12 protein-coding genes are annotated in these 12,632 nt (G+C 71.6%); 11 read left to right on the top strand and 1 reads right to left on the bottom strand.

The features are described from left to right. Positions 1-53: 53 nt before the first annotated feature. The 9 genes from ACFYS8_RS25605 (at position 54) to ACFYS8_RS25645 (ending at position 9,430) form a co-directional block, all read left to right on the top strand. Positions 54-1,304 (top strand): amidohydrolase, encoded by a 1,251-nt coding sequence (locus ACFYS8_RS25605; RefSeq protein ID WP_387644725.1) that lies wholly within the window; start codon positions 54-56, stop codon positions 1,302-1,304. Positions 1,305-1,571: 267 nt separating this feature from the next. After that, positions 1,572-2,639, top strand: coding sequence for a BMP family protein (locus ACFYS8_RS25610; RefSeq protein ID WP_387644728.1), 1,068 nt, complete (start codon positions 1,572-1,574; stop codon positions 2,637-2,639). Positions 2,640-3,003: 364 nt separating this feature from the next. Then, complete coding sequence (locus ACFYS8_RS25615; protein WP_387645006.1) at positions 3,004-4,473, top strand: ABC transporter ATP-binding protein; 1,470 nt, start codon at positions 3,004-3,006, stop codon at positions 4,471-4,473. A 4-nt stretch (positions 4,474-4,477) separates the two neighbouring features. Beyond that, complete coding sequence (locus ACFYS8_RS25620) at positions 4,478-5,647, top strand: ABC transporter permease (RefSeq protein WP_387644731.1); 1,170 nt, start codon at positions 4,478-4,480, stop codon at positions 5,645-5,647. After that, a complete protein-coding gene (locus tag ACFYS8_RS25625; protein WP_387644732.1) occupies positions 5,644-6,909 on the top strand; it encodes an ABC transporter permease in 1,266 nt (421 codons plus the stop codon). The genes ACFYS8_RS25620 and ACFYS8_RS25625 overlap by 4 nt, the downstream gene beginning before the upstream one ends. Next, positions 6,906-7,292, top strand: coding sequence for a cytidine deaminase (locus ACFYS8_RS25630; RefSeq protein ID WP_387644735.1), 387 nt, complete (start codon positions 6,906-6,908; stop codon positions 7,290-7,292). Before ACFYS8_RS25625 ends, ACFYS8_RS25630 begins: the two co-directional genes overlap by 4 nt. A 95-nt stretch (positions 7,293-7,387) precedes the next feature. After that, entirely contained in the window at positions 7,388-8,665 is a 1,278-nt protein-coding gene (locus ACFYS8_RS25635; RefSeq protein ID WP_387644738.1) for a thymidine phosphorylase, read from the top strand. A 46-nt stretch (positions 8,666-8,711) separates the two neighbouring features. After that, positions 8,712-9,095, top strand: a complete 384-nt coding sequence (locus tag ACFYS8_RS25640; RefSeq protein ID WP_387644740.1) for a type II toxin-antitoxin system RelE/ParE family toxin — start codon at positions 8,712-8,714, stop codon at positions 9,093-9,095. Then, positions 9,092-9,430: a helix-turn-helix domain-containing protein gene (locus ACFYS8_RS25645; protein WP_387644742.1), complete on the top strand. Its 339-nt coding sequence runs from the start codon at positions 9,092-9,094 to the stop codon at positions 9,428-9,430. Before ACFYS8_RS25640 ends, ACFYS8_RS25645 begins: the two co-directional genes overlap by 4 nt. Before the next feature lie 142 nt (positions 9,431-9,572). On the opposite strand, the gene ACFYS8_RS25650 is transcribed toward ACFYS8_RS25645, so the two are convergent. After that, positions 9,573-10,841 (bottom strand): MFS transporter, encoded by a 1,269-nt coding sequence (locus tag ACFYS8_RS25650; protein WP_387644744.1) that lies wholly within the window; start codon positions 10,839-10,841, stop codon positions 9,573-9,575. 64 nt (positions 10,842-10,905) lie between these two features. Here ACFYS8_RS25650 and ACFYS8_RS25655 point away from each other — a divergent pair, with 64 nt between their 5' ends. Then, a complete protein-coding gene (locus ACFYS8_RS25655; protein ID WP_387644746.1) occupies positions 10,906-11,862 on the top strand; it encodes a LysR family transcriptional regulator in 957 nt (318 codons plus the stop codon). Positions 11,863-12,309: 447 nt separating this feature from the next. Next, on the top strand, positions 12,310-12,501 hold the full coding sequence (locus ACFYS8_RS25660; RefSeq protein ID WP_387644748.1) for a hypothetical protein: 192 nt from the start codon (positions 12,310-12,312) through the stop codon (positions 12,499-12,501). Positions 12,502-12,632 lie beyond the last annotated feature (131 nt).

Consider the following 12,632-nt stretch of genomic DNA (forward strand, 5'->3'; position numbering starts at 1 on the left):
GAACTTTGGTGGAAGTCGGGCCAAAAGCCCGCCACCGGCCTACTCTTGTCAAGGTGAACGATCCTCAGCCAGCAGCCGCTGCCACCGTCACCGCCGTCCGCCCGCTCGCCGACCTCCGGGCCCGAGTAGCGGCCCACCAGGCCGAGTTGATCGACCTCCGCCGTGATCTCCACCGGCACCCGGAGCTCGGCCGCCAGGAGTTCCGCACCACCAAGCTGCTGCGTGAGCGCCTGATCGCCGCCGGGCTGGAGCCGCGGGTGCTCCCGGGCGGCACCGGTCTGCTGGTGGACCTGGTCCCGCCGGGCACCGCGCCCGGCACCTCGCTGCTGGCGTTCCGCGCCGACATCGACGCGCTGCCGATCGACGACGCCAAGAAGGACGTCCCGTACCGCTCCACGGTGGCCGGCCGGGCGCACGCCTGCGGGCACGATGTGCACACCGCGGTGGTGCTCGGCACCGGGCTGGTGCTGGCCGAGGCGTTGGCCGCGGGGGAGCTGACCCGTCCGGTGCGGCTGATCTTCCAGCCGGCCGAGGAGATGATGCCGGGCGGCGCGCTGGACGTGATCGCGGCCGGCGGGATGGAAGGGGTCGGGCGGATCTTCGCGGTGCACTGCGACCCCAAGGTGCAGGTCGGCCGGATCGCCCTGAAGACCGGGGCGATCACCTCGGCCTGCGACAAGGTGGTGATCAGCGTGGACGGCCCCGGCGGGCACACCGCCCGTCCGCACCTGACCACCGACCTGGTCACCGCGGTCGCCAAGCTGGCCGCCGAGACGCCGTCCGCGCTGGCCCGCCGGATGGACCCGCGCTGGGGCGTCTCGCTGGTGTGGGGGCGGATCGCGGCCGGCTCGGCGCCGAACGTGATCCCGCAGCACGCCGAGCTGGAGGGCACCGTCCGCTGCCTGGAGCTGGCGGGCTGGCGGCAGGCCCCGGAGGTGCTGGAGGACCTGGTCGCGCACCTGGCCGAGACGCACCGCGCCAAGTGGACGCTGGACTACCACCGGGGCGTCCCGCCGGTGGTCAACGAGGTCGATTCGATCGACCAGTTGGAGCGCGCGATGAACGCCCGGTTCGCCGAGGGCCGCGGCCCGGTGGTGGAGCCGACCGAACAGAGCCTGGGCGGCGAGGACTTCTCCTGGTACCTGGAGCACGCCCCGGGCGCACTGGCCCGCCTCGGGGTGCGTGGCCCGGACGAGAAGGGCGCCCGCGATCTGCACCAGGGCGACTTCGACGCGGACGAGCGGGCGATCGCCGTCGGCGTCGAACTGTTCGCCTCGCTCGCGCTGGAGTACGCCCGGATCTGACCGCTCCGGCACCACGAGGCCGCGTCGCCAGGTGCGACGCGGCCTCTTCTCGGGTATGGGCCGGAGGCGTACCGTGGTGGCGCGCTACCAGCCAGTAGCGGAACGGGAGTTGAACAAGTGTGCGGCTATGTCCGGATTTGCCCGGGCGTACGACCACATTTTGATAACAACCGCGAGGCCCGTGCAGGCCGTAACACAACTGTGTTCTACGCGCGTTACGGTGGCGCTCGACCACGCCATTCGGGTGTGTGAGAAGGAGAAACTCCCTTGCGCCGTTCACTCAAGCTCGCCGCGGCAGTGCTCTCGGGTTCCCTGGGCATCGCCTCGCTCGCCGCCTGCGGCGCAAAGAGCACCGACACCACCAACGCCAACGCCGGTGCCGGCGGCTCGGGTCTCAAGGTCGGCATGGCCTACGACATCGGCGGCCGCGGCGACCAGTCCTTCAACGACTCCGCCGCGCGTGGTCTGGACCAGGCCAAGTCCGAGCTGGGCGCCACCATCAACGAGGCCGAGGCCAAGTCCGGTGAGTCCGAGGGCGACAAGGAGCAGCGCCTCAAGTCCCTGGTGACCGGTGGCTTCAACCCGGTCATCGCGGTCGGCTTCGTCTACCAGGACGCGGTCAACAAGGTCGCCAAGGAGAACCCGAACGTCAAGTTCGCGATCGTCGACTCCTTCTCGCCCGAGCAGCCGAACAACGTCACCTCGCTGACCTTCTCGGAGGAGCAGGGCTCCTACCTGGCGGGCGTGGCCGCGGCCCTCAAGTCGAAGACCAAGCACGTCGGCTTCATCGGCGGTGTGCAGTCCGAGCTGATCAAGAAGTTCGAGGCCGGCTACGTGGCGGGCGCCAAGTCCGTCGACCCGAACATCGCGATCGAGGTCACCTACCTGAGCACCCCGCCGGACAACACCGGCTTCGCCGACCCGGGCAAGGGCAAGCAGGCCGCGCAGGGCCAGATGGACAAGGGCGCGGACGTCATCTACTCCGCCGCCGGCTCCTCCGGCAGCGGCGCCATCGAGGCCGTCTACAGCGCCTCGGGCAGCAAGTGGGCCATCGGCGTCGACTCGGACCAGGCCAGCCAGCCGGCCCTGTCGAAGTACAAGGACCACATCCTCACCTCGATGGTGAAGAACGTGAACACCGGCGTGTTCACCTTCATCAAGTCGGCCAAGGACGGCAGCGCCCAGTCCGGCAAGAAGAACTTCGACCTGAAGGACGGCGGCGTGTCGCTGGCCACCACCGGTGGCTTCATCGACGACATCAAGGCCAAGCTCGACGCCGCCACCCAGCAGATCGTCAGCGGCGCCACCAAGGTTCCGACCGCTCCGCAGGGCTGATCCCCTGCCACCGCGCCGCCCGCCCACCGGGCGGCGCAGTGGTCTGACGCATCACAAGGAGGGGCTCGGAAGGGGTGCGCCACGCGCATCCCCCGGGCCCCTGCCCGTGCCCCCACCGCCGCTCCGGTGTCCGTCCAGCGGCTGCCCCACCCCGGCCCCCCTGAGCCTCCAGCGCGACGAAGCGCCCGACGACCAGCAGGAGATCGCCATCACTCCCTCCGACTCCGCCCCTCCCGGCGGCACCCCCAGCGCGGGGACGGCGACACCGGCCGTCGAACTGCGTGGCATCACCAAGCGCTTCCCCGGTGTGGTGGCCAACCACGACATCGACATCACCGTGCAGCGCGGCACCGTGCACGCCCTGATGGGCGAGAACGGCGCCGGCAAGTCCACCCTGATGAAGATCCTCTACGGGATGCAGAAGCCGGACGAGGGCACCATCGCCATCAACGGCGAGCAGGTGGCCTTCGCCACCCCCGGTGACGCGATCGCCCGCGGCATCGGCATGGTGCACCAGCACTTCATGCTGGCCGACAACCTCACCGTCTGGGAGAACATCGTCCTGGGCAGCGAGAAGCTGTACGGCATCGGCGCCAAGGCGAAGGCGAAGATCCGCGAGATCTCCGACCAGTACGGCCTGGGCGTGAAGCCGGACGTGCTGGTCGAGGACCTCGGCGTCGCCGACCGCCAGCGGGTGGAGATCCTCAAGGTGCTGTACCGCGGCGCCCGGATCCTGATCCTGGACGAGCCGACCGCGGTGCTGGTCCCGCAGGAGGTCGACGCGCTGTTCGACAACCTGCGCGACCTCAAGTCCGAAGGCGTCACCGTCATCTTCATCTCGCACAAGCTGCACGAGGTGCTGTCGGTCGCCGACGCGATCAGCGTGATCCGCCGCGGCACCACGGTCGGCGACGCCGACCCGAAGGTCGTGACGGCCCGCGAGCTCGCCGAGTTGATGGTCGGCGCCGAACTGCCGTCCCCGGAGAGCCGCGAGTCCACCGTCACCGACGTGGAGATGCTCCGGGTCGAGGGCCTGCGGATCGCCAAGCCGGACGCCGAGGGCGTCGAGCGGGTGGTGCTGGACGACATCTCGCTGCGCATCCGCAAGGGCGAGATCCTCGGCATCGCCGGCGTCGAGGGCAACGGCCAGGCCGAACTGGTCGAGGCGATCATGGGCATGCTGCCGCTGGACGCCGGCACCGTCACGCTGGACGGCACCGACCTGAGCAGCTCCCGGACCCGGGCCCGCCGGGAGGCCGGCATCGGCTACATCCCGGAGGACCGGCACCGGCACGGCCTGCTGCTGGAGGCCCCGCTCTGGGAGAACCGGATCCTCGGCCACGTCACCGAGCGGCCCAACTCCAAGGGCGCGCTGCTCGACCCGGCCGGCGCCCGCGCCGACACCCAGCGGATCGTCGAGCAGTACGACGTCCGCACCCCCGGCATCGAGGTCACCGCGGCGTCGCTGTCCGGCGGCAACCAGCAGAAGCTGATCATCGGCCGCGAGATGAGCCACCACCCGAAGCTGCTGATCGCCGCCCACCCGACCCGCGGCGTGGACGTGGGCGCGCAGGCGCAGATCTGGGACCAGATCCGCTCCGCCCAGCGCGAGGGCCTGGCGGTGCTGCTGATCTCCGCCGACCTGGACGAGCTGATCGGCCTGTCCGACACCATCCGGGTGATCTACCGCGGCGCGCTGGTCGCCGACGCCGACCCGGCCACCGTCACCGCCGAGGACCTGGGCACCGCGATGACCGGTGCCGCGACCGGCCACATAGTCTCCGACCGGGTTCCGCCCACCGACACCGCCGAGCACGTGCAGGCGGGGGAGTAGCCACATGACCAGTCCCAACCCCCCGGCTGCGGGAACGGCCGACCGGCCGCGTCCGCAGCGGTTCGACCTGGAACGGATCGGCCTCGGCCTGGCCGCCCCCGTGCTGGCCGTGCTGCTGTCGGTGATCATCGCCGGCTCGCTGCTGGCGGTCTCCGGCCGCGACCCGTTCAGCGCCTTCAAGATCATGTGGGACTACGGCACCGCGTCGGACGGCCAGGTCGCCGTCCTGAACAAGGCGACCGTGTACTACCTGGCCGCGGCCGCCGCCGCGTTCGGGTTCCGGATGAACCTCTTCAACATCGGCATCGAGGGCCAGTACAAGCTGGCCATGATGATGGCCGCGTTCGTCGGCTCCCAGATGAACCTGCCGGCCTTCCTGCAGATCCCGCTGATGCTGATCGTCGCGATGTTCGTCGGTGGCCTGTGGGCGTCGATCGCCGGTCTGCTGAAGGTCTACCGGGGCGTCAGCGAGGTCATCTCGACCATCATGCTGAACGCCATCGCCACCGCCGTGATCGGCGTCATGCTGGTGCCGGGCATCCTGGCCCCGAAGACCAGCGGCGTCACCAACTCGATCCAGACCGCGAAGATCTCCGAGTCCAGCCACTTCTTCGCGATCGAGACCCAGGGCGGCACCCTGTGGGGCTTCATCGTGATCGCGGTGCTGGTCGGCGTGGTCTTCCACTTCACCCTGAACCGCACCCGGTTCGGCTTCGACCTGCGCGCCACCGGCCGCTCGGAGACCGCCGCCAAGGCGTCCGGCGTCAATGTCAAGCGCATGGTGATCACCTCGATCGTGGTCTCCGGCGCGCTGGCCGGCCTGGTCGGCCTGCCCGAACTGATGCAGAACACCTACTACTTCGGCCAGAACGTGCAGGTCGGCCTGGGCTTCATCGGCATCTCGGTGGCCCTGCTCGGCCGCAACACCCCGATCGGCATCGCGTTCTCCGCGCTGCTGTTCGCCTTCCTGGACGCCTCCGGCGCCCAGCTGCCCACCCGGGGCGACTACCCGTCCGAGATCATCCCGGTGATCCAGGGCACCATCGTCATCTGCGTCGTCGTGGCCTACGAACTGGTGCGCCGCTTCGGCCTGAAGCGCCAGCAGCACAAGGTCGGCGCCGAGCTCGCCGCGCAGGCCGTCGCCGCGGCCGCCCAGAAGGAGGTGGCGGCATGAGCACCGCTGTCGCCAAGCCGAAGGCGCCCGTCGCGCCCGTGAAGAAGAAGTCCAAGCTGACCTGGCCGGTGGTGCTGCTGCTGATCGCGGCCGCCCTGCTGCTGCTCGCGGCGGTCGGTGCGATCACCGGCAACCACGGGCTGACCTCCTCGGGCCAGATCGGCGCCGCGCTGTCCTCCGCCGTGCCGATCGCCATGGCCGGCCTCGGCGGCCTGTGGTCCGAGCGCGCGGGCGTGGTCAACATCGGCCTCGAAGGCATGATGGTGGCCGGCACGTTCTGCGGCGCCTGGGGCGGATTCCTGGTCAACCCGTGGGTCGGCCTGCTGGCCGGCATGGCGGGCGGCGCGCTCGGCGGTCTGCTGCACGCGCTGGTCACCGTCACCTTCGGCGTCGACCACATCGTGTCCGGCGTCGGCGTCAACCTGCTGATCCCCGGCATCTGCGCGTACGTCAACCGGATCTACTACCAGGACTACAAGGCCCAGGGCGCCGGTGCGAGCCAGTCGCCGCCCTCGGAGTCGCTGCCCACCATCACCGTCCCCGGCCTGTCGAACTGGCTGGACGGCATCGAGCAGCACCACTGGTTCCTGGTCTCCGACGTGGCCGGCATCCTCCGCGGCCTGACCACCCACCTGTCGGTGGTCACCCTGATCGCCGCCGCGTTCCTGATCGTCAGCTACTTCGTGCTCTGGCGCTCGGTGTTCGGTCTGCGGCTGCGCTCCTGCGGCGAGAACCCGACCGCCGCCGAGTCGCTGGGCGTCAACGTCTACAAGTACAAGTACCTCGCGGTGATCGCCTCCGGCGCCTTCGCGGGCCTCGGCGGCGCGTACCTCTCGCTGGTCGCCGCGCACTTCTACCGGGACGGCCAGACCCAGGGCCGCGGCTTCATCGGCCTGGCCGCGATGATCTTCGGCAACTGGATGCCGGGCGGCCTGGCCGCCGGCGCGGGCCTGTTCGGCTTCACCGACAGCCTCCAGCTGCGCGACGCCGACTCGGTGCACGTGCTGCTGCTGGTGGTCGCCATCGCGATGGCGGCGCTCGCGCTGTGGCACTTCTACCGCCGCAAGTTCCTGGCCGGCGCGATCACCATCGTGGTGGCCGGCGGCGTCGCCCTCTGGTACGTCACCACCGACGCCGTCCAGCGTCCGCTGATCGTCGCCACCCCGTACGTGATTACCCTGGTGGTGCTCGCGTTGGCCTCCCAGCGGCTGCGGATGCCCAAGGCCGACGGCCAGATCTACCGCAAGGGACAGGCCAAGTGACCACCGTCGACTGGGAGGCGCTGCGCGCCGCCGCCCGCGAGGCGATGCGCAACGCGTACGCCCCCTACAGCAAGTACCCGGTCGGAGCGGCGGCGCTGGTCGACGACGGCCGCACGGTCACCGGCTGCAACGTGGAGAACGCCTCCTACGGCCTCAGCCTGTGCGCCGAGTGCGGCCTGGTCTCCGCGCTGCACGCCAGTGGCGGCGGCCGGCTGACCGCCTTCACCTGCGTGGACGGCGCCGGCGAGCTGCTGATGCCGTGCGGGCGCTGCCGCCAGCTGCTGTACGAACACGGCGGACCGGACCTGCTGGTCGAACTGCCCTCCGGGGTACGGCCGATGAGCGAGGTCCTGCCGGACGCGTTCGGGCCGGACAAGCTGTAGTTTCTGCTGGCTGATCACATTGTTACGCGCGTAGAGTGTCGCGGGAGGACATCCCGCGGCACTCTTCGCATTTCACACCTCTCTGGAGCACCTGCATGGACGCCATCTCCGTCATCCGGGCCAAGCGCGACCGGGGCGAACTGACCGACCCCCAGATCGACTGGGTGATCGACGCCTACACCCGCGGCGAGGTCGCCGACGAGCAGATGTCCGCCCTCGCCATGGCGATCCTGCTCAACGGCATGACGGGCCGTGAGATCAGCCGCTGGACCGACGCCATGATCCGCTCCGGCGAACGCATGGACTTCTCCTCGCTCGCAGTCCCCACCGCCGACAAGCACTCCACCGGCGGCGTCGGCGACAAGATCACCCTCCCGCTCGCCCCGCTGGTCGCCGCCTGCGGCGCCGCCGTCCCGCAGCTCTCCGGCCGCGGCCTCGGCCACACCGGCGGCACCCTCGACAAGCTCGAATCCATCCCCGGCTGGCGCGCCCTGCTCTCCAACGAGGAAATGCTCGCAGTCCTGCGCGACTGCGGCGCCGTGATCTGCGCCGCCGGCGACGGTCTCGCCCCCGCCGACAAGAAGCTCTACGCTCTGCGCGACGTCACCGGCACCGTCGAGGCCATCCCGCTGATCGCCTCCTCGATCATGTCCAAGAAGATCGCCGAAGGCACCGGCGCACTCGTCCTGGACGTCAAGGTCGGCTCCGGCGCGTTCATGAAGAACCTCGACGACGCCCGCGAACTCGCCCGCACCATGGTCGGACTCGGCCGCTCGGCCGGCGTCGCCACCGTCGCCCTGCTCACCGACATGTCCACCCCGCTCGGCCTCACCGCCGGCAACGCGCTCGAAGTCCGCGAGTCGCTGGAGGTCCTGGCCGGCGGCGGCCCCGCCGACGTCGTCGAACTCACCCTCGCCCTCGCCCGCGAAATGCTCGCCGCCGCGGGCATCCAGGGCAAGGACCCCGCCGACGCCCTCCGTGACGGCTCCGCGATGGACCACTGGCGCCGCATGATCACCGCCCAGGGCGGCGACGTCGACGCCCCCCTCCCCGTCGCCCGCGAGACCCACGTCCTCCGCGCCCCCGCCACCGGCGTCCTCACCACCCTCGACGCCTACGCCGTCGGCGTCGCCGCCTGGCGCCTCGGCGCCGGCCGCGCCCGCAAGGAGGACCCGGTCCAGGCCGGCGCCGGCGTCGAACTCCACGCCAAGCCCGGCGACACCGTCACCGCCGGCCAGCCCCTCCTCACCCTGCACACCGACACCCCCGAACGCTTCCCCTACGCGATCGAGGCCCTCGCCGACGCCATCACCGTCGCCCCCACCGGCACCCTCTTCACCCCGGCCCCGATCGTCCTCGACCGGATCGCCTAGTCATATAACTTCGTGCGCGCGGGGCGGTCACGCTACGCTGCGCCGCGTGTACGGAGTGCGCTATTTCATCGAGATCGAGCCGGAGATCCGCGACTGGCTCTCCGCTCTGCCGACACGGCTCTACGCCAGGGCCGAAGAGGCCGTCGATGTGCTGGCCGAACGGCCGACGACGCTCGGCGAACCCTACTCGCGCCACCTCGGCGGCCCGGTGCGGGAACTGCGGTTCGGCCTGGCCGGGGAGGCGACGAGAGTCACGTACTGGCTCGCTCCCGAGCGGAGGATCGTCTTGCTGACGGTGTTCTCCAAGACCAGGATGCGAGAGACTGCAGAAGTCACCCGGGCGCTGTGGGCGCAGAAGATCTGCCAGTCGGAGCACCTGCCCGCACACCAGGAGTTCAGCCGCGCGGTCACGAAAGGCGACATTCGATGAACCACTCGCAGTGGAAGACCGCCCGCACCCGCGCTCTGCTCGGGGAGCCGCAGGCGGAGGACCCGGAGGTTGCCGCGCTGCGGCTGGAGATCCGCTATGCGATGGCTCTCGGGCAGGCGGTGTACGACCGCCGGACCGCGCTCGGGCTGTCGCCCGCCGAGCTGGCCCGCCGGGCCGGGCTGACGGAGGCGCAGGTCGAGGTGATCGAGGGCGGGGAGACTGTGCCCACCCTGCCGCTGCTGCACCAGCTGGCCAGCGCGCTGGAGTCCGAGCTCGACATCCACGTGGCCTCCGGCCCGGCCGCCGACGTCCGCTTCGAGCCCCCGGCGGCGTAGTCGCAGACTTTGGCGTGGTAGCCGCCGATGTCACCTGATCGGGGACGGGCGACTGTACAGCGAGTTGACGTTGGATCAGGTTCTCCGTCGCGCACTGCGGGGAGCAGATCGAGTGCCGCCCGCAGTGTGGCGTAGTCGTCGGTCATGCCCGGACGGTAGCGGCTGCCGTCCTGCGGGAGGTGACGGCGCGGTGGGTGGCGTACAGGGTGACGCCGGCCGCGCAGGCCATGGCGGTGAGGGCGACGGCGGCGGTGCCGGACCAGCCGGTGGAGTGGTAGGCGTCGGCGCCGATCGTGCCGCCGAGGCTGTTGCCGAGGTAGTAGGCGATCAGGTAGAGCGCGGAGGCCTGGGCGCGGCCGGCGGTGGCGGTGCGGCCGACCGAGGAGGACGCGGTGGCGTGGCCGGCGAAGAAGCCGGCGGTGATCAGGACCAGGCCGAGGATCGCGAGGAGCAGCGAGTTCGCGAGGGAGAGCAGCAGCCCGGCCGTGGTGGTGGAGATCGCCAGGTAGAGGGTGCCGCGGCGGCCCCAGCGGGCGGTGAGACGGCCCGCGGAGGCGGAGGACGCCGTGCCGACCAGGTACACCACGAAGATCGACGCGGCGATCGACTCCGGCAGGTGGAACGGCGCCGAGGTGAGCCGGTACCCGACGGTGTTGTAGACCGCGCCGAAGACCGCCATGAACAGCATTCCGAGCGCGTACAGCCGCAGCAGCAGCGGGTTGCGCAGGTGCCCGGCGACGGTCGTCGCGAGCGCCCGGGCGTCCACCGGCGTCCGCCGGAAGTGCCGGGCGCGGGGGATCAGCAGCCGGAAGGCGAGCACCGCGAGCAGCGCGAGGACGGCCGAGACCGCCAGCCCCCAGCGCCAGCCCCAGGCGGCCGCGACCCAGCCGGAGACCAGGCGTCCGCCCATCCCGCCGATCGAGTTGCCGGCCACGTACAGGCCCATCGCGGAGGCGAGCGCCGACGGGTGCACCTCCTCGGCGAGGTAGGCCATCGCGGTGGCGGGGAGCCCGGCCAGCGCCGCGCCCTGGACGGCACGCAGCACCACCAGCGTGGTGAGGTCCGGGGCGAACGGCAGCGCGAGGGCGAGCAGCGCGGCGGCGAGGGTGGAGGCCGTCATCACGGCGGTGCGCCCGTACCGGTCGGAGAGGGCGCTGGCGGGCAGCAGGGCGAGTGCGAGTCCGAGGGTGGACGCGGAGGCCGTCCAACTGGCCTGGCCGGGCGTCAGGTCGAGGTCGGCGGAGAGGATCGGCAGCAGGCCCTGCGTGGAGTACAGCAGGACGAAAGTGGCGACACCCGCCGCGAACAGGGCGAGGTTGGCGCGGCGGAAGTCCCGGCTGCCGGGGCGCATGCGCAGGTCGGTGGCGGATTCGGGGGCGGGCGCGAACGCCTCGGTACTGGCAGGCTGCATGGCTTTGACGTTATGGCCGCGCGGCCTGATGCGTCCAATGCATGAATGCGGGAAGATCCATGCTGTGACGCATGAGAGCAGCTCCGCACCCGTCCGCCTCGCCGAGCTCGGCCCGGACACCGATGTGACGCGCCTCGCACCGCAGTTGGCGGAATTCGCGGCGGTCGCCCGACTGGAACACGTCACCCAGGCCGCCCAACTCCTCGGCATGCCGCAACCCACCCTCTCCCGCGCCGTCGCCCGCCTGGAGGCCGAACTCGGCGTCGACCTGCTCGCCCGGCAGGGCCGCACCGTCCGCCTCACCCGGGCCGGACGGCTGCTGCTGGACGCCGTCGAACGGGCACTGGTCGAGGTCCAGCGCGGCGCGGAGGCAGCGCGGGCGGAGGCCGACCCGGCGGCCGGACGGGTCGCGTTCGGCTTCCTGCACACCATGGGGACGGACGCGGTGCCCGCCCTGCTGCGAGGGTTCCGGGCCGGGCACCCGCAGGTGCGGTTCCAGCTGGTGCAGGACTACGTCGCCGCGATGCTGGAACGCCTGCGCGCGGGGGAGTTGGACCTCTGCCTGGTCTCCCCGCTCCCCGACGCGCCCGACCTGACAGCGCGCCGGCTGGACGAGCAGCGGCTCTACCTGACCGTCCCGGCGGACCACCGGCTGGCCGTCCGCCGCCGGATCCGGCTCGCCGAGGTCGCCGGGGAGTCGTGGGTGACGGTCGAGGAGGGCTACGGGCTGCGCCACATCATGGAGGGCTTCTGCGCCGAGGCCGGCTTCACCCCGCGGATCGCCTTCGAGGGCGAGGAAGTCGAAACCCTCCGAGGCCTGGTCGCCGCCGGCCTCGGCGTCGCCCTCCTCCCACCCGCGCTCGTCCCCCGCCCCGGCGTCGTCGAACTCGAAGTCACCGCCCCCCGCACCCGCCGAGCCATCGGCCTCGCCTGGCACGCGACCCGCCCACTCACGCCGCCGGCGGCGGCGTTTCGGGACTTCGTGCTGTCGCGGCGGGGGAGCATTCTGGCGCACGACTGAGCGAGAGCTCCGCTTCGCGGGGAGGTGGGGGGAGTGCCCTGGCCGGGCCCGGCGTGCAGCGCGCCCGTTCACGCCTCCGGTGGTGGCGTTCCGGGACTTCGTGGTGCCGTGTCGGGGAGCGTCCTCGTGGTGGGTCCGCTTCGCGGGGAAGGGGCGGCGGGGGAAGGGCCGGGCGCCGTCGAACTCGAAGTCACTGCCCTGCGCACCCGCCGATCCCTCGGCGTGGCCCGGCGCGGGAACCGCCCGCTCACGCCGCCGGCGGCGGCGTTCCGGGACTTCGTGTTGTCGCGGCGGGGGAGCATTCTGGCGCACGACTGAGCGAGAGCTCCGCTTCGCGGGGAGGTGGGGGGAGTGCCCCTGGCCGGGCCCGGCGCGCAGCGCGCCCGTTCACGCCTCCGGCGGTGGCGTTCCGGGGCTTCGTGATGCCGTGTCGGGGAGGGCATCCTCGTGGTGGGTTCGCTTCGCGGGGAAGGGGCGGCGGGGGAAGGGCCGGGTGCCGTCGAGCTCGAAGTCACTGCCCTGCGCACCCGCCGATTCCTCGGCCTGGCCTGGCACGCGACCCGCCCACTCACGCCGCCGGCGGCGGCGTTCCGGGACTTCGTGCTGTCGCGGCGGGGGAGCATTCTGGCGCACGACTGAGCGAGAGCTCCGCTTCGCGGGGAGGTGGGGGAGAGCCCCTGGCCGGGCCCGGCGCGCAGCGCGCCCGTTCACGCCTCCGGCGGTGGCGTTCCGGGGCTTCGTGATGCCGTGTCGGGGAGGGCATCCTCGTG

Origin of the sequence: Kitasatospora sp. NPDC004615 (assembly GCF_042873545.1) — a bacterium.
In the GTDB taxonomy this organism is placed as follows: domain Bacteria; phylum Actinomycetota; class Actinomycetes; order Streptomycetales; family Streptomycetaceae; genus Kitasatospora.

Bases quoted from the DNA above. Each gene is read 5' to 3' on its own strand.
- ACFYS8_RS25615 (WP_387645006.1), top strand. From the start codon at position 3,004: ATGGGCGAGAACGGCGCCGGCAAGTCCACCCTGATGAAGATCCTCTAC.
- ACFYS8_RS25620 (WP_387644731.1), top strand. From the start codon at position 4,478: ATGACCAGTCCCAACCCCCCGGCTGCGGGAACGGCCGACCGGCCGCGT.
- ACFYS8_RS25625 (WP_387644732.1), top strand. From the start codon at position 5,644: ATGAGCACCGCTGTCGCCAAGCCGAAGGCGCCCGTCGCGCCCGTGAAG.
- ACFYS8_RS25635 (WP_387644738.1), top strand. From the start codon at position 7,388: ATGGACGCCATCTCCGTCATCCGGGCCAAGCGCGACCGGGGCGAACTG.
- ACFYS8_RS25645 (WP_387644742.1), top strand. From the start codon at position 9,092: ATGAACCACTCGCAGTGGAAGACCGCCCGCACCCGCGCTCTGCTCGGG.
- ACFYS8_RS25650 (WP_387644744.1), bottom strand. From the start codon at position 10,841: ATGCAGCCTGCCAGTACCGAGGCGTTCGCGCCCGCCCCCGAATCCGCC.